This is a genomic window from Aldersonia sp. NBC_00410, assembly GCF_026342035.1.
Taxonomy (GTDB): Bacteria; Actinomycetota; Actinomycetes; order Mycobacteriales; family Mycobacteriaceae; genus Aldersonia.
Genome location: NZ_JAPENM010000003.1, coordinates 1 through 20118, shown reverse-complemented (window position 1 = coordinate 20118; position 20118 = coordinate 1). Strand labels below are relative to the sequence as shown.

Here is a 20118-nt window from a genome sequence, read left to right as displayed (position 1 = left end):
TGAGCTTCTGCTGACCACTCCATTGTTGCCTCGCCGGTAACTTATCGGGTCAATTCGGCAGAATCGTCGGTCCGGAGAGCCAACCGCGCAGGTACTCGTACACCGTGTCGTGGTTGAGCAGGGTGAAATGGTGCGCCGACGGCAGGTGCGCGCCGTCCTCGTCGCGGAAGCCGATCCGCTTGCTCCCGCGGCGTCCCGACGCGCTCGGTGCCAGCACCAGGCCGTCGCCGAGCAGCGCGCCGAGCGGATTGCGCGGGGAGGCGATGATGCCGGCCGAGACGAAGCAATGCACCGCGCCGGCGAGCAGCGGCACCTCGCTGGCGGCCGCGGCGAGCAAGGCATCGGCATTGCGATCGCGCCAGTCCTCGTCGACGAGCGATCCGCGGCGCAGATCCCGAATGCCCGCGCTGCGCCGGCGCAGCAGTCGCCCGATCGGGCGCGTCTCCGGAAGCACGTGCAGCGCCGCGCTCGCATAGTGCACGACCTGCTCGAGCGGTGCGCCGTAGTGCGGCGAGCCGAGGCAGACGATGTGGTGCACACGGCGCACCCAGTACTCGCCGGCCCGCTCGGCTCGATGACACGCGGACCGTGCGACCAGGCCGCCCATCGAATGCCCCACCAGTGCAATCTGTTTCACTTCGACCGGCCAGTTCGCCACCAGTTCGGCGAGCAGACCGGACAGCGATTCGCCATTCTCGGAGATGTGCCGGCCGGTGTTGTAGCGGATGTCGACCGGAGTGCCGCCGAGATCCTCGGCGAGCCGCTCACCATAGGTCGGACGGCCGCCCAGGCGCCAGGCGTACTCGCTCTCGACCAGCCCGTGCAGGAAGACCACGACCCGGTCGGTGGCGTTGGGGAATTCGGCGGCCAACTCCGCACGCTCCGGTGCGACCGCTCTGCCGCCGACGCGGATCGCCATCGGCGTGGCCAGCGGCGAGCGTTCGGCCTCGAGCGTGTCGCCGCGCAGACCCTGCAGGATCGCGAGCAGCACCGCGCCGCGCGCGGTCTCCGACGGGCGGACGGGCTCGGCGTGGCTGCGGGCGAGGAGGTAACCGGCAACGCTGCCACCGGCCGTCGCCGAGCCGCCGACCGCCGCATAGATCGCACCGGAGATGACGTCGTGCAGCTGCTTGATCGGGACTACCGGGGGCCCGACGCCGAGGCGGACGCCGGAAAAGACCCGGTCCGACACTGCGCGGTGGATCTTGCCGATACCGCCGACGGCACCGCCGAGTTCTTCGAGGGCGAGCGCGGTGAGCGCCAGGCTTTCGGATCGATGTTGCGGCTCGACACCGGGCATGGCGCTCAGTGTACGACCGTGCACTGAGCCGCGCGCATCGAACGCGCCCGCCTATTCGTCCGATACGCCGCGCAGGTACTTGCCGAAGTGCGGCACAGTGAAACCGATGGTGCCGCGCTCGGCCGAGTAGATCAGGCCCTTCTTGATCAGGCCGTCGCGCGCCGGCGACAGCGACGCCGGTTTGCGGCCGAGTTCCCTGGCCACCGCGGCGGTCGCCACGGGACCGTCGTCGCCGGACAGATCCGCCATCGCCCGCATGTACTCCCGCTCGGCCGGAGTCGCACGCTCGTAGCGCGAGCCGAAGAAGCCCACCGCGAGTTCCTCCTCCGCGGCGGGCGCGGCCACCCGCACATCCTCCGCGGTGATCGGGCTCTCGGCGGCGTGGTCCCAGGTGGCCTTGCCGTAGGCCTGCACGAAATACGGGTAACCGTCCGCCATCTGATAGAGCACGTCGAGGGCGTCGTCGGTGAACTTCACGTCCTCGCGCTCGGCCGGTGCGATCAGCGCCCGATCGGCGGCGGCACGTTCGAGCCGGTCGATCCGGTGATAGCCGAACAGCCGCTCCGAGTAGCTCTTCGACGCGGACAACACAGCCGGCAAATGCGGCAGCCCCGCTCCGACCACGATCAACGGGGCCGCATCCTGGCTCAGCTCGTGGCACGCGCCGCAGATCGCGGAGATGTCCGCCGGCCCGATGTCCTGCATCTCGTCGATGAAGATCGCGATGCCCACGCCCACGTCACGGGCCAAACTCGCTGCCTCCAAAAGCAATTCGACGAGGTCGATCTCGATATCACCGGAATCCGCCCGCCCGGTGACGGCGGGTACATCGATCCCCGGCTGCCAGCGCTCCCGTACCCCCTTGTCCGCGGTTGCGCGCAGCGCGAAAGCCTTGAGGATGCCGAGAAAGTCGTCGACCCGCTCCGGGTTGCGATGCGCGGCCGCAATGCTGCGCACCGCCATATGCAGCGCCGAGGACAGTGGCCGTCGCAGCTCCTGGTCCGGTCTCGCCTCGATCTTGCCCGTGCCCCAGCCGCGAGACTGCGCGGCCGAGCGAAGGTGATTGAGCAGCACCGTCTTCCCGACCCCGCGTAAACCGGTGAGCATCACGCTGCGTTCCGGCCGGCCGCGCGCGATGCGCTCGAGCACCACCTCGAACGCGTCGAGCTGCTTGGCCCGCCCGGCCAGCTCCGGCGGGCGCTGACCTGCACCGGGAGCGTATGGATTTCGCACAGGGTCCATGCGGGCAGACGGTAGCAAGCAGTGCTAGCGGAATCTGGGAACGTCTAGGGCGTGTCCTAGAGATGTCTAGCGTTCGTAATAAAGAGTGTCGTGGGGCTCGATCCGCACTCAGCCCAACGCCTTGCGCCGACGCCGGGCGATTGCGATCACTTCATCGGCGACGGCACCCGGACCCGCGAGCACATCCCACGCGGCATAGCGCAGCACCATCCACCCGTGCACAAGCATCCAGTTCTGCCTGCGCCGATCCTGGCGGAAGACACCCGGCTCGCTGTGAAACTCGCGGCCATCCACTTCGACCACGAGCCGCGCCCGCTCGTCCACGAAGTCGCCGACAAACGGCCCGACCGGCGCGTTCGGCGCGATCCGAAACCGCCGCTCGGTGAACGCACGGGCCAGCAGCCGCTCGGGTTCGGACGCGAAGTCCTGTGCGGCCACACGCAACTGGCGTGCGACAGCGCCGTTGCCATACCGGCCGGGCGCCTGCTTCACCAGCAGTCGCAGCTCCTCGGCACCGAATGCCGTCGCCAGATTCTTGTCGATGAGCGCATCGGCTTCGAGTCGCGGGAGGACCGCCAAACACAGGCTGTACACGCCGGGCAACACGCGGTGATAGCGGCCGCGCCGGCAGCGATAGTCGATCGTGCTGCCGGCGACACCCTCCCCGAGCAGTTGTGCGCGGGTTCGGATACCGAAGTCATCCATCGGAGGAGCGTCGCGGGGCACCCGGGGCGCCGGCGACGGGGGATCCCGTCACGCGGGCTCAGGACTGTGCAACCAGCCCAAGCCCTACTTCAACTCCGCCCGCATCAGATAGACGTTGTAGTCCGACCAGGTGCTGACCGTGTAGTACAGCTCGCCGTCCCGCGACCACGGGTGGATGAATCCGCCATAGAGAAACGGGTAATCCGCGATCGTGGTCATCGGCGCGCCCTGGGACCACTCGCCCTGCGGAGTCTTGGCTTCCCGCAGCGTGATTGCGGCCTTCCCGGTGTCCAGGTACGACATCTGCCACACCTCACGCTGCGCGTCGTAGCGCACGGAAAGTTCACCGGCCGGGCCGCTGACGATCGGGGTTGCCGCGGCGGCACCACCGACCGGAGTCCAGTTTCCGTTCTGCCAGTATTGATATGCCGTCTTGTTCAGCACCTCGGCGGCCGGCACCCGGGCCAGCCCGACATCACCGAGCCGGGTATTGGGCGTGCCGAACATGTAGACGTAGTCACCGTGCGGCACCATCGCGGTGACCTGGAAGTTGGTCAGACCGAAAATGTTGTCCCACTTGGCATACGGATCCTTCGTCCACGTCTCGCCGTGGTCGTCGGAGTAGGCGATGCCGCCGTAGTTGGTGTAGTTGGTGCCCGGCACGCTGTTCCAGGTCCGCATCGACATGTAACTCATGTACTGCCGATCGCCGATTGCGAAGCCCGAGGTCGGGATCGTGGTGATTTCCACGTTGTCCAACTTCCGACTGCTGAGCAATTCGGTTGCATGGCAACGGGTGTCCTGCACCATTCGGTCCAGCGTCATACCGTCGGACAGGTTCGTATCTGTGCTGAAGCCGAGCACGTTGCTTCGCCAATCCTCGCCGAAGCCGCCCGGTGGGTGAAAATCGCGTCCGACGGTGTCGCCGAACGCAGTGGCGATCTCCCCCGGCGCGCTCTCCCACATGATGCCGAGGTCGGTGCCGTTCACCTGCCAGCGCTTGTCGGTGCGGTTGGTCGAATTGGCGCCGGTCAGCTTGGCGACTTCGCGGACCGCGCCGATCCGTGGCGTCGGCGGTGCCGGTTGCCGCGGCGCGATCTCGACTGCCGGCTGCGCGGGCGCGGGCGGCGGCGGTTGGTCCTGCGGCGCGCCCGGGATCGGGATGCCGAACCAGAAGGGCTTGAAGCCGAGCCTGAACTGCGGGATGTTCAGGTCCGAGGACGACGAGTTGCCGGTCGGCAGGTCGGTCAGGTCCGGGCACGGGCTGTCGCACGGGTTGGTGGGCAGCGCGGTGCTGGTGCGAGTCGGCGGAGCCTCGGCGACGGGGAATGGCACGACCGTGACCGCAGGGACCGGGATGGACAGTTCCTGGGTTCGGCCGACGAGCGGCTCGTGCGTCGGCGAGGGGTCGCTACTGCACGGCCCCGCACCGACCGCCGAAGGCGGCGCCGCGACACCGACCGCCGAAGGCGGCGCCGCGACACCGACCACCGGAGCGGGCGGTTCGGCCGTTGCGTGACCGGCAATCAGCACCGCGCCCGCGGCGAGCACCAGCGCCCCTGCGATGGCGCCCACGCGGTGCGTCACCTGCGGTCGCTCCATTTGCGTTCCTTCGCACCTAGAACTGGGGTCGTTGCGGGAAGATAACACCCTGCGCCGCAGGCCACATGGGGTATCTCGGAGGCAGTCGGACACGCTTGGTCACGACTGGACAACGCGGCTTCCCAGCCGTAATGTTTCCGTTACTTTGTGGGGCAACGCCGGATCACCCGATTCGGCCTCGCGAAGTACCGCCCAATCGGCAATCGAAGTTGATGCCGAGCCGGGGATCCAGGTTCGTTGGGGTGAATCCCCTTTGGTCGCTCGCGGCCGAGGGGTAGGGCTGCCTTCCCAGCCCGAACCCGTCAGCTAACTCGGTCGGCGGACAAGCGGAAGAACGGAGTACGTTTTCGTGGCGAAGCACAGGCTGCAACGCGAATCGCGAGTGAGTGCGCCGGTACGGGGCGCGATCGTCCTCGGTGCCGTCACCGCGGGAACGGTCGCCGTTCCCGCCGCGCCCGCCATGGCCGCGACCTTCAACGTGCCCGGCTTCGGTGATATCCAGGTCCCCGACCTGCCTCAGTTACCGCAGGTCCAGCTTCCGCAGGTGCAGCTCCCGCAGCTCCCCGAGCTCCCGCAGCTGCCCGCGTTCGTACCGCCCCCGCAGCTTGCGCCGCCGGTCTACACCCCGCCGCCGGTCCAGCAGACCGTCGGCGAGCGCGCGCTCGAAGCGGCGAAGACCAAGGTCGGCGCCCAGTACGTGTGGGGTGCCACCGGGCCGAACAGCTTCGACTGCTCCGGCCTCGTCCAATGGGCCTACAAGCAGGCCGGCGTCAGCCTCCCCCGCACGAGTTTCGAGCAGGCCACTGCCGGTAGCCCGATTTCGCTCGACGAGCTGCGCCCCGGCGACGTCGTCATCACCAACGGCGGCAATCACGCCGCGGTCTACGCCGGCGACGGCCAGATCGTGGAGGCCTCGACCTCCGGCGTGCCGGTCAAGTACTCCCCGCTGAGCCAGTACTCGGTGTACACCGCGCGCCGCATCTGAAACGAGCACAGCGCTAGTCTGCGATCGTGAGCCCCGCAGACGGCACGCCGAACACAACAGAAACGGCCCGCGTCGATGCTTGGACGTGGGCCGTTCGGCTTTTCAAAACCCGGTCCCAGGCCGCCACGTCCTGCCGGGCGGGACATGTCCGAGTCAACGGAGTCCCGGTGAAACCGGCTCACCAACTGCGCCGCGGTGACGAGGTCCGCATCCGCGAAGGTGGCCGTGAGCGCATCGTCGAGGTCGAGCGGATCGTCAACAAGCGAGTCGGCCCGCCGATTGCCGCGCAGTGCCTGATCGACAAGAGTCCGCCGCCGCCCCCGCCCGAGGTGCTGGCCGCCCTACCCAGGCGCGACCGGGGGGCCGGGCGACCGACCAAACGCGACCGCCGCGAGATCGATCGGCTGCTCGGTCGGCCCTGATCCAGCGCCTATGACCTGGTTCACAGTGAAATTGGGGGATATCCCACATCGCGCCGAACGGTACCGGCGAGTAGCCAACGGTGTTGGCGCAACACCGCCATCACGCAAGCTACCGGCGGGGAAACCTCAACCGGCACAACCCTACTCGCGAGTACGCCACCATAGCGCGAGCAATGTTCCGACTTGGTCACACCCCCGGTGATTCCGCGGATCATCAAGCAGGACAACGAAGTACGCCTCAGTAGTATTGAGTTTCCGCTGGTGAGAAGCCGTTCTGGGGCGATCGACCAGCGTGACAGCGGCGGAAGAATGCTGCATCCTGGGTGCGACGAGTCACGCCGGCGATGGCGTTGCGCGTGACTCACACCGGCAGCAAGCACCGGCGCATGTTGGCGGGCCGCTCGGCTCGACACCCCCCGACCCGCCTCCGTTGGCGGCTGTCGTGGGCCGAACCTGGACAATGCCGGCGGCGTGTGCCAGAAAAGTACGACAAGTAGCTGGGGCTCGTGTGCCGACACGGCCGGAGCCCCCGCGCGAACAGAACGGCAGGCAGATACATGTTCGAACGGATTGCGATAGTCAACCGTGGTGAGGCGGCGGTCCGCCTGATCAAGGCCGTGCGGGAACTCAACGCCGAATACGACTACGGAATTCGCACGATCGCCCTGCACACCGAGGCCGAACGGCGCGCCATGTTCGTGCGCCAGGCCGACGAGGGCGTTCTGCTGCGGAAGACCACGGCGGCGGCCTCGCCCTACCTCGACCACGCCGAACTCGAACGGGCGCTCGTCGAGGCCAAGGCCGACGCGGTGTGGGTCGGCTGGGGCTTCGTCGCCGAGGATCCCTCCTTCGCCAAGCTGTGCGCGCGGCTCGGCATCACCTTTATCGGCCCCTCCGCCGACGCGATGCAGTTGCTCGGCGACAAGGTCGAAGCGAAGCTGCTCGCGGAAAAGGTCGGTGTGCCGGTCGCCCCATGGTCCGGCGGCCCGGTGTCCACCCGCGCCGACGCCCGTAGGCATGCCCAGGCGATCGGTTACCCGCTCATCATCAAGGCCCGCAGCGGCGGCGGCGGACGCGGCATTCGCAAGGTCTTCGTCGAGGACGAGCTCGAGCTTGCACTCGAACGCACTCAGGGCGAGGCGCAGCGCTCGTTCGGCGACCCGGTCGTCTTCATCGAGCGTCTGGTCACCGATGCCCGCCACGTCGAGGTGCAGTGCATCGCGGACTCGCACGGCAACGTGTGGGCGCCCGGTGTGCGCGACTGCTCGATTCAGCGCAAGAACCAGAAGGTCATCGAGGAATCGGCGTCGCCGGTGATGACCAAGGAGCAGGCCGACCAGCTGCGCCAGGTCTCCAGCGACCTCGTCCGCGCGGCCGGCTACTGCGGTGCGGCCACCGTCGAATTCCTCTACCAGCCCGAGCAGAAGCTCTTCACCTTCCTCGAGGTCAACACCCGGCTGCAGGTCGAGCACCCGATCACCGAGGTGACCACCGGTCTCGACCTCGTGAAGCTGCAGATCCTCGTCGCCAACGGCGAGAAACTGGTCGGAGACTGCCCCGGCGAATGGGGCCACGCGATCGAGGCCAGGCTCAACGCCGAGGACGCCGACAACGGTTTCGCACCCGCCCCCGGCTCGGTGCAATTGCTGCGCTTCCCACTCGGCTCCGGCGTCCGGGTCGACACCGGAATCGCCGACGGCGACGTTATCCCGCCGGACTACGACTCGATGGTCGCCAAGGTCATCGCCTGGGGCCGCGATCGCTCCGAGGCGCTCGGCCGGTTGCGCCGCGCACTGCGCGATACGACCGTCGTGCTCGACGGCGGCACCACCACCAAGTCCTTCCTGCTCAACCTGCTCGATCGTGACGAGGTCATCTCCGGGTCCGCCGATACCGGCTGGCTCGACCGCACCGGCGCGGGCACGACGAAGGGCCCGACCGCAGTCGCCGACGTCGCGCTCATCGCCGGCGCGATCCAGGTCTACGACGGCGAAGAGGCGCACGAGCGGGCGGCCTTCCTGTCCTCGGCCCGCGGCGGGCGTCCTCGGGCCAGCCACACCATCGGCCGCAAGGTCGAGCTGAGCTACCTCGGCCAGAGCTACAAGTTCGTCGTCGGCCAGATCGGCCCACACCGCTACCGGGTGGAGACCGACACCACCGAGTTCGAGGTCAGCCGCGACGCACTCGGCGAGTACGAAAGCCGGCTCACCATCGGTGACCACCCGCATCAGGTGGTCTCGATCGCCGGACCGACGCACTACCTCGTCGAGGTGGACGGCGTTTCGCACCAGATCAGCCAGGACGAGGCCGGCCTGGTTCGGGCACCCGCGCCCGCGGTCGTCGTTGCGGTTCCGGTCGCGGTCGGTGACACCGTCGAGGCCGGCGCGACGCTGGTCGTGCTGGAGAGCATGAAGATGGAGACCGCGGTCCGCGCGCCGTATGCCGGACGTGTCCGTGAGGTCAACGCCATCGTCAACTCGCAGGTCGACGCCGGTGCCGCGCTGCTGCGCGTGGACAAGGCCGAACCGACCCGGCGCAAGCTCGGCTTCGACATGAACCTCGCCGACGAGGCCACCGCCCCGGCACGACGCGTGGAGTTCAACCACACCCGCGCCGCGGCAGGCAATGCCCGCTGCGAGGCATTGGCCAAGCTCGACGCCCTGACCGCGCTCATCACCGGCTTCGACGTCAGCGCCGAACGGGCTCGCGAGCTGCTCGCCGAGTACGAGCAGCTGCGGACCGAGCTGCCCCGCAACGACGCCGAACTGATCACGGCCGAACTCGCGCTGCTGACCACGTTCGCCGACGTGTGCGAGCTGTCCCGGAACCGGCCGACCACTGCCGACGATGCCGCCGAGTCCGTGCACAGCCCGCGCGAGTATTTCCACTCCTATCTGCTCTCGCTCGACGCAGACGTGGAGAAGCTGCCCGATTCGTTCCGGTCCCGGCTCGCGCATGCGCTGCGGCACTACGACGTCGCCGAGCTCACCCGTACCGCCGAACTCGACGAAGCGGTCTATCGACTCTTCCTCGCGCTGCAGCGCATCGACAACCAAGTTCCGGTCATCGCCGGTCTGCTCGAACGGGCACTGTCGGACCTCCCTGCCGAAGCCGAGCCGCCCGCCACGCTGAGCGAAGTGCTCGACCGGGTCATCATCGCCACCCAGATTCGCTTCCCGGTGATCGGCGACGTCGCCCGGAATCTGCGCTTCCGCTACTTCGACGAGCCGGCGATCCGGCGCAGCCGCCGCCAGGCCTACGACGGCGTGCGGGGCAGCCTGCAGTACCTCGTCGAGCGCCCGTCGACACCGGACTACGCCGAGCGAATCGAGCGGATCGTCGAGACCGCCGAGCCGCTCGCCGGGATGCTCGTCGAGTGGAACGCGGATCCGGCGCCGTTGCTGGAGGCGATCACCCGGCAGTACTACCGCATCCGCACGCTCGAGGACGTCAAGGCATTCGACCGCGACGGCACGCATTTCGTCACCGGCACGTTCATCCTGGCGGGTGAGCAGATCTCGCTCGCGTCCACGGTCACCGACCGGGACGGCCTCGTGGGCACGCTGAACCAACTCGACGAGCTGTCCGGCCCGTCGGCGGCGAACCAGGTCGTCGACATCTACCTGCGCTGGCCGGACGCGCCGACCGATCGGGACGACCTCGTCGCGACGTTGCAGCGCGTGCTCGCCGGCCATGCGGCGGCCGAGGGCTGGCGGCGGACCACCGTGACCGTGCTCGGCCGCGACGAAGCCGACCTGCGGCACATCACCTTCCGTCCGGTTCCCGGCGGCGCTGCGGGGCTGGCCGAGGACCAGATCGTCCGCGATATGCACCCGCTCACCGGTCAGCGGCTGAATCTGTGGCGGCTGAAGAACTTCGACGGCACCCGACTCTCCGGTCCGGCCGATACCTACCTGTATCACGTTGTGGCCAAAGAGAACTCGACCGACGAGCGGCTGATCGCGATGGCCGAGATTCGGGACGTTTCGGTGCAGCTCGACGACAACGGCGAGATCGTCACCATGCCCGGTATCGAACGCGCGGTCGCCTCCAGCATGGACGGCATTCGGCGCGAGCAGGCCAAGCGTGGCAACAAGCGGCTCGACAACAACCGCGTCGTGCTCTACGTCTGGCCGGTGCTCGACATTCCGGTCGACCAATTCGGTTCGATTGCACGGCGTTTCGCGCCGCTTACGGCCGGCGCGGGTATCGAGGAAGTCACCTTCATGTGCCGCGTCCGCGAATCGGCCGAGGCGGCGCCGAAGGATCTCGCGGTGCGCTTCTCCTACCGGTCCGGCGCCGGTGTCGTGGTCCGGGCGACCGAACCACCCACCGAGCCGATGCGTCCGCTCGACGAGTACACGCAGAAGGTGCAGCGCTCCCGCGCTCGCGGCACCGTGTACCCCTACGAGCTGGTGCCGCTCCTGGCCGGCCCGCAGGGCTCGTTCACCGAGTACGACTTCGACAAGTCCGGGGCGTTCGTCCCGGTCGACCGTCCGTACGGCCGCAACAAGGCAGGCATCATCGCCGGTGTCGTGACCACCCCGACCGAGCGCTACCCGGAGGGCATGACCCGGGTTGCCCTGTTCGGTGATCCGACCCGCGCACTCGGCACGGTCGCCGAGGCGGAGTGCTCGCGCGTCGTCGCCGGTATCGATCTGGCCGAGCGGCTCGGTGCACCGGTCGAGTGGTTCGCACTGTCCTCGGGTGCCACGATCGCGATGAACAGCGGCACCGAGAACATGGACTGGGTGTCGCGGGCGTTGCGCCGGATCATCACGTTCACCCAGGCCGGCGGCGAAATCAACATCGTGGTCGCCGGGATCAACGTTGGCGCACAGCCGTACTGGAACGCGGAAGCCACGATGCTGCAGCACACCAAGGGCATTCTGGTGATGACGCCGGACAGCGCAATGGTGCTCACCGGCAAGCAGTCGCTGGACTACTCCGGTGGCGTCTCGGCGGAAGACAACTACGGCATCGGCGGTTACGACCGCGTCATGGGGCCGAACGGGCAGGCGCAGTACTGGGCGCCGAACCTGACCGCGGCCTGCGAGGTGCTGTTCGCGCACTACGACCACGCGTATGTGGCTCCGGGCGAACGGTTCCCGCGTGTTGCGACATCGGTCGACCCGGTCGATCGCGACGTGTGCAGCTACCCGCACGTGCATCCGGCCAGCGACTTCACCACGGTCGGCGACATCTTCTCCAAGGAGCGCAACGGCGAGCGCAAGAAGCCGTTCGATATCCGCACGGTGATGCGCTCGGTGGTCGATCAGGACCATGCCGTGCTGGAGCGCTGGGCCGACATGGTCGGCGCCGAGACCTCCGTGGTGTTCGACGCACACCTGGCCGGCAACCCGATCAGCGTGATCGGCATCGAGTCGCGCTCGGTGTCGCGCAAGGGCTGGACACCGGCGGACGGACCGGATGCCTGGACCTCGGGCACGCTGTTCCCGCAGTCGTCGAAGAAGACCGCACGGGCGATCAACGCCGCGAGCGGAAACCGTCCGGTCGTGGTGTTGGCCAACCTGTCCGGATTCGACGGATCGCCCGAATCGCTGCGCAACATCCAGCTCGAATACGGCGCGGAGATCGGTCGTGCCATCGTCAATTTCGACGGTCCGATCGTGTTCTGCGTGATCTCCCGCTACCACGGTGGCGCGTTCGTGGTGTTCTCCGGAGCGCTGCACGACAATATGGAGGTCCTCGCCGTCGAGGGCTCGTTCGCCTCCGTGATCGGTGGCGCCCCCGCCGCGGCAGTGGTTTTCACCCGCGAGGTGAACGCGCGCACCGCGGCCGACCCCGAGGTAAAGGCGCTCGAGGCCGAGCTCGCCGCCACCGACGACGAGGCCCGCCGCTCGGATCTGCGAATCGAGCTCGCCACCAAGCGAACCGCGGTGCGCTCGGACAAGCTGGGCGAGGTCGCCGGGGAATTCGAGGCCATCCACAACATCGAGCGCGCACGTGAGGTCGGATCGGTGCACTCGATCGTGCCCGCGGCGGAGCTCCGACCGCAGATCGCGGCCGCGGTGGAACGCGGCATGGCCCGCGCCCTCGCAAAGGACTGAGGCAAGCACCCAGATACCGCACCCGATCCGGCAACGTCACGTTTGCCGGATCGGGTGCGGTTCGTTTCCGGTCGGTAACTCCAGGATCGCGGCGATCGTTAATCACGCCCATTTCGGCGTTTGCGGTGCATAATTCGGGGTGTCCGACCCGGAATTGCCACCGCACGTTGGAGAGCCGGGCGAGCCGCAGGCCACAGGCGCGGAGCCTGCGGAGCACCCCAAAAACGGGGCGCGGAGCCTGCGGAGCGCCCCAAAAACGCAGAGGAGTCGCGATGACGACCTACGACGAAGTAATCGAGTTCAACAAGAACGTGTGGTGGATTCTGGTGGTGCGCGGTGTGCTCGGCATCATCTTCGGTGTGATCGCACTGGTGTGGCCGGATATCACCGTCTGGGCGATCGTGGTGGTGTTCGGTCTCTACGCCATCATCGACGGCATCGTCGCGTTGGTGCACGTGCTGCGCGGTGATCGGGCGGGCGAATGGGGCTGGTCGCTGCTACTCGGCATCGTCGCCGTCGGCGCGGGCGTCGTGTGCCTGGTGTGGCCGGACATCACCGTGCTGGCGATGGTCTACGTGGTCGCGTTCTACGCGCTGCTGTTCGGCATCATCGGCCTCGCCGCCGCGATCGCCACCCGCAAGTCGCCCGGCCCGGCCTGGTTCCTCCAGGTGGCCGCGAGCATCCTGGCGATCATCTTCGGCATCGTCCTGCTGGTGCATCCGGACTTCAGCGTCAAGATCTTCGTGTACCTGCTCGGCGCGTGGGCAGTGTTCTTCGGAATCCTGCTCATTGCCGCGGGATTCCAGCTTCGCAGCGCGCTCGAGGATGCGGGTGCGGTCTAGCGGCGCGCTCAGTCCTCCGCGTATGCGGCCCGCAGCTTGTCGAGCAGCGGTCCGGCCGCCTCTTTGAAGAACGCCTCCTGGGCCTCGTCACCGATCTGCACCAGGGCGACATCGGTGAACCCCGCCTCGTGGAAAGGCCGGATCGACTCGACGATCGCGTCGAGATCCGGTCCGCACGCGATGTTCTCGGCAACGTCTTCGGCACGGATGTACTGGGTCGCGGCCGAGAAGCCCGCCGGAGTCGGCAGATCGGCGTTCACCGGCCAGCCGCCACCGAACCAGCGGAACTGCTCGTGCGCCCGCTCGATCGCCTGGTCGCGGTCCGGGTCCCAGGAGATCGGCACCTGACCGATCGCCCGCGAACCACCCGGCGTTCCGGTCACGTCGCGGCGCCGCTTGCGCCAAGCCGCCACGAGGTCACCGTCGGGCTCCACAGCAACGACGTGATCGGCCACGCCCGCGAAGCGCTGTGCGGCCTCGGTTCCCGAGATCGCCACCGCGATCGGCACCGGCTGCTCGGGCAGGTCCCAAATGCGGGCCGAGTCGACCTGGAAGTGCTTGCCTTGCCAGTCGACCAACTCGCCTTCGTGCAACAGCCGGATCAGCTGGATTGCTTCCTCCAGCATGTCCTGGCGGACGCGCACCGACGGCCAACCCCGGCCGACGACATGCTCGTTGAGCGACTCCCCGCTGCCGAGGCCAAGGGTGAACCGACCATCGGCGAGGATCTGCATCGTCGCCGCCTTCTGCGCAACCACCGCCGGGTGATAGCGCATGGTCGGGCAGGTGACATACGTCATCAGTTCGATGCTTTCGGTGGCATGCGCGACGGCACCGAGGACCGACCAGGCGTACGGCGCGTGCCCCTGCGCGGTCAGCCACGGGGAGTAGTGATCGCTGGAAACGGTGAAGTCGAACCCGGCCGCTTCGGCCTCGACGGCGTAGCGGACCAGTTCCTTCGGTCCGCTTTGCTCGGTCATCATCGTGTAGCCGAATCGCGTCATCACGATCTCCCTCCATCGTCTTGCTCGTGTTTCCGCACCCCGGGTACCCGGCGTGACGCGGGCTACTCCGGGTGTATTCGCCTCCGTCGCGGGGTACACCCGCCCCATGCCGGATGACACGCCCCGCCCTGCCGTCCTGTTCGATATCGACGGCACGCTGGTGGACTCGAACTACGTGCACGTCCACACCTGGGCCCGTGCCTTCCGGGAAGTGGATTCACCGGTCGACAGCTGGCGCATTCATCGATCGATCGGAATGGACGGCTCGCTACTGGTGGACCGGCTGCTCGGCGATCCCGATCCCGACGTGGCCGAACGTGCCAAGGACCTGCACAGCAAGTACTACCAGGAGTCGAGCGAGCTGCTGACCGTCCTGGGTGGTACCCGGGAACTCCTCGCCGGCATCGCCGACCTGGGCCTACAGGTGGTGCTCGCGACGTCGGCACCGGAGGACGAACTCGCGCTGCTGCGCAAGATCCTCGGAGTCGACGAGATCGTCTCCACCGTGACCTCGAGCGAGGACGTGGATACGGCGAAGCCGAAGCCCGACATCGTGCAGGTCGCGTTGGAGCGCGCCGGCGTCACTGCCGACCAAGCGGTGTTCGTCGGTGACACGGTGTGGGATGGCCAGGCATCGACGAGTGCCCATGTGCCGTTCGTCGCGGTCCGCTCCGGCGGGGTCAGCCGGGCCGAGCTGGAGGAAGCCGGCGCGAGCGCGGTGTACGACGGCCCGGGCGACCTGCTGGCCAACCTCGACGACAGCCCGATCGGAGCACTGGCGCGGCAGCTTCCTGCCGGGGCGGCTCATTAGTCGACGAACTCGGCACGCAGTTCCTTGTCGAGCGATACCCGCACCAGCGCGGCGGCCAGACTGGCCGCCCGCTGCCCGGCGACCTCGCCGAGCCGCTCCGGATCCGTGGGCAGACCGAGGCGTCCCGCCGACTCCGTTGCCTTCTTGTCGAAGTACGGGCGTGCCCAGGTCCACGCGTCCTGAACCTCGCGCAGGAAGATGTCGGCTCCGACGCGCCCGATCCCCTTGAATTCCTGCATCTTTCGCCGGACATCGGCGACGTCGGGATCGTCGCCGGCAAGCTTGCGCAGATCACCGTCGTAGCGTTCTTCGAGCAGTTCCCCCGTCTCGCGCAGACTGGTCGCGGTGCTCTCGTCGTACCGCACATAGTGGGCGCGGCCGAGCGCGGCGATAACGTCGCTGCGCGGGGCGTTCGCCATCTTGGCCGGGGTCGTGAACCCTGCCGCGAACAGCTCGCGCGCGGCGGCAACCGCGATGTCGGCCGAAATCCGCGCGCTGAGCAGCAACGCGAGGACGAGCAGCTGGAACAGCGGCGCCGGGGTGTTCTTCAAGGTGATCCCGGCCTCGTCGGCGTAGGTCGTGCCCGCCTTGTCCAGTAGGGCCGTGGCGAGGCGGCTGTTGTGCTTTGTGGTGGCCATGGCCGTGGGGTGCCCACTCGGTCGAGTGGCTACGACTGGATCATCGAGACGTTCGGATAGCCGTGCTCGGCCAACAGCCGGGTGGACATCCGGGCCGCTCTGCCAACTCGCAGCTGAGCGCCGAGCATATCCTGGCTGTGACACGGCCGAATCCGCCGTTGCAGATCCGTCGGGAGGGGATATCGCCAATGGCCGAACGCATCGTGCTGTACGGAGCAACCGGGTACACCGGCCGGCTGACCGCCACCGAACTGGTCGCCCGCGGTCATACGCCCGTGCTGGCCGGACGCAATACGTTTGCGGTGCGTCAGCTCGCCGACGAACTCGGCGGCCTACCGACCGCCACCGCGGATGCCGCCGATCCGGATTCAGTGCGTGCCCTGGTCGGGCGCGGTGACGTACTGCTCTCGACGGTCGGCCCATTCCACCGGTTCGGCGCGCCGGCCGTGGAAGCGGCGATCGCCGCCGGCGCCAACTACCTCGACTCGACCGGCGAGCAGGCCTTCATCCGCCGGGTGTTCGAGGATTGGGATCCGAGCGCGCGGGCGGCCGGGGTCACCCTGCTGACGGCGTTCGGATTCGATTACGTACCAGGTAATCTCGCCGCGGCACTGGCGCTCGAGCAGGCCGGGCCGGACGCGACGTCGGTGATCGTCGGCTACTTCACCCGCGGCCGTGCGGGGCCGCTGGGTCGCTTCGCAGGCTCCGCTCCTCCCGTAAGCCGGGGCACGATCACCTCGGCGGCACAGGCAATGCTCGAACCCGGGTTCAGCTGGAAGGGTGGGGAACTGCGCACCGAGACGGTCGGCCACGACCTGCTTCGGCACCGGCTGGCCGACGGCCGCACCCGGACCAGCGTCTCGGTGTCGTCCACCGAACACCTGTCGCTGCCCCGGGTATATCCGAGGCTGCGCGAGGTACGTGTCGGGCTCGGCGCGGCCGGCGTCGCAACACCCGCGGTCTGGGCGCTCGGACGGGTCGGCCAGGAAGTGTTGCGTATCCCCGGCATTCGCAGCCGGGTCCGCGACCTCGTGATCGCCCGACTCCCCGGATCGGGCGGCGGACCGAGTGAGGAGCACAACGCCACCTCGGGCTGCCTCGTCACCGCGCACGCCTACGCACCGGACGGCACCGAACTGTCGCGCGTGGTCCTGACCGGACCGAGCGTCTACGGATTCACCGCGAAGATCCTCGCCTGGGGTGCCGAGCAACTCGCCTGCGGCGTGGCCAAGGATGTCGGTGCGGTCGGCCCGGTCGAGGCGTTCGGACTGGACGAGCTCGAGCGTGGTTGCGCGAGTGTGGGATTGCACCGTGCCGACTAGCCCACTCCTGAACAACCGGCGCGCGAGGCTGCGTCGCCGGCTGAACTGGCTGTCGCTGCACGGCGTGATCCGCGGCGCCTCGGCGATCGGCATGCGGCACGGCGAACCGCAGGCCCGGATGCTCGCCGACCCGAAGGTGCGGGCCGACCCGGTCGCGTTCTACGAGGAGCTACGCACCCGAGGCACGGTGGTGCGCAGCCGGATCGGCTACATCGCGGTCGGCTACGACGCCGCGTTCGACGTGCTGCGCTCGGACGATTTCACCGTAATCACCTTCGGTGGCAGGCTGCCGAAACCGTTGCGGCGCCTTGAACAACGCACCCGCGACGCGCGGCTGCACCCATTGCGCCCGCCGTCGCTGCTCGCGGTCGAGCCACCCGACCACACCCGCTACCGCAAGACGGTGTCGGCGGTGTTCACCCGTCGTGCGGTGACCACCCTGCAGGAACGGGTGCGCGAGACTGCCGAGGCATTGCTCGACGGGCTCGAAACCCGGGCCGACGGCGGACCCGGCGGCACAATCGATATCGTGCGCGAGTACTGCGCGCAACTGCCGGTCGCGATCATCAGCGAGATCCTCGGGGTACAGGATGCCGATCGCCCCAAGGTGCTCGAACTCGGCGAGCTGGCCGCCCCCTGCCTCGACATCGGGCTGCGTTGGCAGGAGTACCTGCAGGTCGAGCAGGGGCTGGCCGAGTTCAGCGTCTGGCTGCGCGCACATATCCAGGAACTGCGCCGGGGCAACGGCGACGATCTGATGAGCCGGCTGATCCGCACCTCACAGGACGGCCAGTACCTGACCGACCTCGAGCTGGAGGCGACGGCCGGGCTGGTGCTGGCCGCGGGATTCGAGACGACGGTGAACCTGCTCGGCAATGGTATCCGTCTGCTGCTCGACCACCCCGATCAGCTCACCATCCTGCGGCAGCGCCCCGAGCTGTGGCCGAACGCCGTCGAGGAGATCCTGCGTTACGACTCGCCGGTCCAGTTGAGCGCCCGAGTGGCCCGGGTACAGACCGACATTGCCGGCAAGCCGGTCCGCCGGGGTCAGGCGATCGTGGCGTATCTGGCTGCGGCGAACCGGGATCCGGCGGTCTTCGCCGATCCGCATCGGTTCGATGTCACGCGACCGAATGCGAACAAGCATCTGTCGTTTTCGGGCGGACGGCACTTCTGCCTCGGTGCGGCGCTGGCCCGCTCGGAAGGCGAAGTGGGACTACGGACACTGTTCGAGCGCTTCCCAGAGATCGGTTCTGCCGGGGCGGGCGAGCGGCGGCCAACCCGGGTGCTGCGCGGCTGGACGTCGCTCCCGGTGACGCTCGGTCGGCCGGCGGCTCGAACTACCGGGTAGCTCAGGCCGGTTGCAGCATCGCCACGAGCTGCGTCCGCGCGCGGTTGATCCGGCTCTTCACGGTCTGCACACCGATCTGCTGGTGCTCGGCGATCTCGGCGTAGCTCATGTCGGCGAACTCGCGCAGCACGATCGCCTCGCGGAAATCGTCGGGCAGGGCGGCGAGGGCGCGGCGCACGGCGTCCGCATCGACAACTCGGTCGGCGACCGAGGGCGTGGCCTGACTGCTGAAGTCGTGTAGGTCGGCCGGATCGACGAAGTCGGTCGTTACCCCCGAGGCACGCCGACGATGGATCTGCAGCGCGGCGTTGGACACGACGCGGTAGAACCAGGTGCCGAACCGGGCTTGCCCGCCGAACTTGTCGATGCCCTGCCACGCTGCGATCAGGGCGTTCTGCAACGCGTCCTCGGCGTCGTGCCGATTCCCGGTGATCCGCAGGGCGACATTCCATGCCCGCTCACGCTGCGGCGCGATCAGCTCGGCGAACGCGCCGTTGTCGCCGGCACGGCATCGCGCAAGCAGTTCTGCCTCGCTCACCGTCGCTCCCCCCGCCACGTCCGGCCGGCGCCGATCCGCTGCCGGTCCCGCGATCGTAAAGGGCACCGGCTATCGATGCCGGGTCGGGGTGGGAGGCCGGATCGCGTGAGCGCCATCAGTAGTCGTGATGGCCCGCGTCGAAGGTATCGTCCGGGCCGGCATCGTGCGGATGCTCGAACGACGGGTCCCCGTGGTGCGTGTCGTCCGGCCAGTCGTGGCCGTGCGCGCCACCCAGATCGGGGTGATCGCCATCGCCGGCATGCGTCCCGGCATCGTGCGCCGGGTGCCCGTGCACGACGCCCGGGTCGACCGGGTCGAGATCCAGGTCGTCCACGTCCAGTTCCGCGTCCGGCCCGGGTACGAGATCGGGATCGGCCTCGGGGGTCGCCGGGTCCACGGCGATTTCGAGCATGCGCGCGAAGGTGTCGTCGGGCAGCGGCTCGACTACCGCGCCCACGTCGATGCCCAGCTGTTCCCACAGGGAGACGTCGTCACTCTCGGGTGTCATCGCGTCCTCACCTCCCCAGTGTGCCGCGTCGCCGACCGTTGTGGTCGATTCGGTCCCCACATCAGTTCGGCAATCCTGCTGCTTGCAGGAAGGTCTTGCCTGCCCCCGTGCCGCTGATCGAGCTGAAATTGACGATCAAACCGGTCTCGGTGTTGACGTAGGTGGTGTACCCGGTATCGCTCACCACCGCGGCACTCTTGCCGTCCGCCGATTCCTTGACCCTGGCCGGCTGCTCGAACTTTCGCCAATGCCGCAGCTGCTGGGTCGCGTCCTTCTTGCTGACCATCGAGGAGAACGATTCCTCCATCTGCTTCGGATCCCTGCTCAACGCCCGACCGACCACCGATGCCCGGTCGATACTGCAGAACTGCTTGTAGGCGCCTTCCGGGGTGTATCCGTTGCTGCGGCAGTCGGTGGCCGAGTCCACCAATGGCGCCGGGAGCACGGCATCGACCGCGGCCGCATCTCGCCCGACACCATCGCTTGCCGCGGCACTCACCGACTCGGCAGCGGGTTCCGCGCCGCCGGCGGCGGCAATCTGGGGTTCGGTCGAGGCGCCGTCGTCCCCGGCCAGGCTCCACGCCGCGACGCCCGCGCCGCCGAGGACTGCGATCGCCGCCACCGCGGCGATCGCGATGGCGATCGGCTTACGCGACTTGCCGCGCCGCCCGGCGGGCGCCGGTGTCGCGGTGGGCACGCTCGACGCAACGGATCCGGCGGGCATGCCGTCCGACGTCGGCTCGGTGCCTGCCTCGGTGAGTGCGCCACGCGCCACGA

At 68.4% G+C, this 20118-nt stretch carries 16 protein-coding genes and 1 riboswitch; of the genes, 7 read left to right on the top strand and 9 right to left on the bottom strand.

The window, feature by feature from the left end; translation table 11 throughout:
• Positions 1–49: 49 nt before the first annotated feature.
• The 4 genes from OG921_RS07080 to OG921_RS07065 all read right to left on the bottom strand — a co-directional run bounded on the left by OG921_RS07080 (position 50) and on the right by OG921_RS07065 (position 4849).
• Positions 50–1300 carry a triacylglycerol lipase gene (locus tag OG921_RS07080; RefSeq protein ID WP_266111682.1) on the bottom strand — a complete coding sequence of 417 codons (1251 nt, stop codon included), beginning with the start codon at positions 1298–1300 and terminating at the stop codon, positions 50–52.
• A gap of 51 nt (positions 1301–1351) precedes the next feature.
• Positions 1352–2542: an AAA family ATPase gene (locus tag OG921_RS07075; RefSeq protein ID WP_266111681.1), complete on the bottom strand. Its 1191-nt coding sequence runs from the start codon at positions 2540–2542 to the stop codon at positions 1352–1354.
• A gap of 108 nt (positions 2543–2650) precedes the next feature.
• Positions 2651–3247 carry an endonuclease domain-containing protein gene (locus OG921_RS07070; RefSeq protein WP_266111680.1) on the bottom strand — a complete coding sequence of 199 codons (597 nt, stop codon included), beginning with the start codon at positions 3245–3247 and terminating at the stop codon, positions 2651–2653.
• 84 nt (positions 3248–3331) lie between these two features.
• The gene (locus OG921_RS07065) at positions 3332–4849 is read right to left on the bottom strand and encodes a DUF4185 domain-containing protein (RefSeq protein ID WP_266111679.1); all 1518 of its coding nucleotides are present in this window, start codon (positions 4847–4849) and stop codon (positions 3332–3334) included.
• Positions 4850–5028: 179 nt separating this feature from the next.
• Positions 5029–5185: riboswitch (cyclic di-AMP (ydaO/yuaA leader) on the top strand.
• A 13-nt stretch (positions 5186–5198) separates the two neighbouring features.
• On the opposite strand from OG921_RS07065, the gene OG921_RS07060 reads away from it, so the two are divergent.
• The 4 genes from OG921_RS07060 to OG921_RS07045 all read left to right on the top strand — a co-directional run bounded on the left by OG921_RS07060 (position 5199) and on the right by OG921_RS07045 (position 13169).
• Positions 5199–5834: a C40 family peptidase gene (locus OG921_RS07060; RefSeq protein WP_266111678.1), complete on the top strand. Its 636-nt coding sequence runs from the start codon at positions 5199–5201 to the stop codon at positions 5832–5834.
• 26 nt (positions 5835–5860) lie between these two features.
• The gene (locus OG921_RS07055) at positions 5861–6256 is read left to right on the top strand and encodes an RNA-binding S4 domain-containing protein (protein WP_266111677.1); all 396 of its coding nucleotides are present in this window, start codon (positions 5861–5863) and stop codon (positions 6254–6256) included.
• 557 nt (positions 6257–6813) lie between these two features.
• Complete coding sequence (locus OG921_RS07050; protein ID WP_266111676.1) at positions 6814–12327, top strand: biotin carboxylase N-terminal domain-containing protein; 5514 nt, start codon at positions 6814–6816, stop codon at positions 12325–12327.
• A gap of 272 nt (positions 12328–12599) precedes the next feature.
• Positions 12600–13169, top strand: a complete 570-nt coding sequence (locus OG921_RS07045) for an HdeD family acid-resistance protein (protein WP_266111675.1) — start codon at positions 12600–12602, stop codon at positions 13167–13169.
• A gap of 8 nt (positions 13170–13177) precedes the next feature.
• On the opposite strand, the gene OG921_RS07040 is transcribed toward OG921_RS07045, so the two are convergent.
• Positions 13178–14173 (bottom strand): LLM class F420-dependent oxidoreductase, encoded by a 996-nt coding sequence (locus OG921_RS07040; protein WP_266111674.1) that lies wholly within the window; start codon positions 14171–14173, stop codon positions 13178–13180.
• 106 nt (positions 14174–14279) lie between these two features.
• Here OG921_RS07040 and OG921_RS07035 point away from each other — a divergent pair, with 106 nt between their 5' ends.
• Positions 14280–14984, top strand: coding sequence for an HAD family hydrolase (locus OG921_RS07035; RefSeq protein ID WP_266111673.1), 705 nt, complete (start codon positions 14280–14282; stop codon positions 14982–14984).
• Here the strand turns inward: OG921_RS07035 and OG921_RS07030 are convergent.
• Positions 14981–15622: an endonuclease gene (locus tag OG921_RS07030; protein ID WP_266111672.1), complete on the bottom strand. Its 642-nt coding sequence runs from the start codon at positions 15620–15622 to the stop codon at positions 14981–14983. The genes OG921_RS07035 and OG921_RS07030 overlap by 4 nt on opposite strands.
• A 188-nt stretch (positions 15623–15810) precedes the next feature.
• Here OG921_RS07030 and OG921_RS07025 point away from each other — a divergent pair, with 188 nt between their 5' ends.
• Both OG921_RS07025 and OG921_RS07020 read left to right on the top strand, forming a co-directional pair.
• The gene (locus tag OG921_RS07025) at positions 15811–16944 is read left to right on the top strand and encodes a trans-acting enoyl reductase family protein (RefSeq protein WP_266111671.1); all 1134 of its coding nucleotides are present in this window, start codon (positions 15811–15813) and stop codon (positions 16942–16944) included.
• Positions 16945–16972: 28 nt separating this feature from the next.
• The gene (locus OG921_RS07020; RefSeq protein WP_266112260.1) at positions 16973–18295 is read left to right on the top strand and encodes a cytochrome P450; all 1323 of its coding nucleotides are present in this window, start codon (positions 16973–16975) and stop codon (positions 18293–18295) included.
• Between the two features lies 1 nt (position 18296).
• On the opposite strand, the gene OG921_RS07015 is transcribed toward OG921_RS07020, so the two are convergent.
• The 3 genes from OG921_RS07015 to OG921_RS07005 all read right to left on the bottom strand — a co-directional run.
• Positions 18297–18833, bottom strand: coding sequence for an RNA polymerase sigma factor (locus OG921_RS07015; RefSeq protein ID WP_266111670.1), 537 nt, complete (start codon positions 18831–18833; stop codon positions 18297–18299).
• Between the two features lie 115 nt (positions 18834–18948).
• On the bottom strand, positions 18949–19341 hold the full coding sequence (locus OG921_RS07010; protein WP_266111669.1) for a hypothetical protein: 393 nt from the start codon (positions 19339–19341) through the stop codon (positions 18949–18951).
• A 61-nt stretch (positions 19342–19402) separates the two neighbouring features.
• A partial coding sequence (locus tag OG921_RS07005) for a hypothetical protein (RefSeq protein ID WP_266111668.1) occupies positions 19403–20118 on the bottom strand: 716 nt, incomplete at its 5' end.

What these genes read in the sequence shown, in the direction of transcription:
- OG921_RS07080 (WP_266111682.1), bottom strand. Translation starts at nt 1,300, where the DNA reads ATGCCCGGTGTCGAGCCGCAACATCGATCCGAAAGCCTGGCGCTCACC.
- OG921_RS07075 (WP_266111681.1), bottom strand. Translation starts at nt 2,542, where the DNA reads ATGGACCCTGTGCGAAATCCATACGCTCCCGGTGCAGGTCAGCGCCCG.
- OG921_RS07070 (WP_266111680.1), bottom strand. Translation starts at nt 3,247, where the DNA reads ATGGATGACTTCGGTATCCGAACCCGCGCACAACTGCTCGGGGAGGGT.
- OG921_RS07065 (WP_266111679.1), bottom strand. Translation starts at nt 4,849, where the DNA reads ATGGAGCGACCGCAGGTGACGCACCGCGTGGGCGCCATCGCAGGGGCG.
- OG921_RS07050 (WP_266111676.1), top strand. Translation starts at nt 6,814, where the DNA reads ATGTTCGAACGGATTGCGATAGTCAACCGTGGTGAGGCGGCGGTCCGC.
- OG921_RS07045 (WP_266111675.1), top strand. Translation starts at nt 12,600, where the DNA reads ATGACGACCTACGACGAAGTAATCGAGTTCAACAAGAACGTGTGGTGG.
- OG921_RS07040 (WP_266111674.1), bottom strand. Translation starts at nt 14,173, where the DNA reads ATGACGCGATTCGGCTACACGATGATGACCGAGCAAAGCGGACCGAAG.
- OG921_RS07035 (WP_266111673.1), top strand. Translation starts at nt 14,280, where the DNA reads ATGCCGGATGACACGCCCCGCCCTGCCGTCCTGTTCGATATCGACGGC.
- OG921_RS07030 (WP_266111672.1), bottom strand. Translation starts at nt 15,622, where the DNA reads ATGGCCACCACAAAGCACAACAGCCGCCTCGCCACGGCCCTACTGGAC.
- OG921_RS07025 (WP_266111671.1), top strand. Translation starts at nt 15,811, where the DNA reads ATGGCCGAACGCATCGTGCTGTACGGAGCAACCGGGTACACCGGCCGG.
- OG921_RS07010 (WP_266111669.1), bottom strand. Translation starts at nt 19,341, where the DNA reads ATGACACCCGAGAGTGACGACGTCTCCCTGTGGGAACAGCTGGGCATC.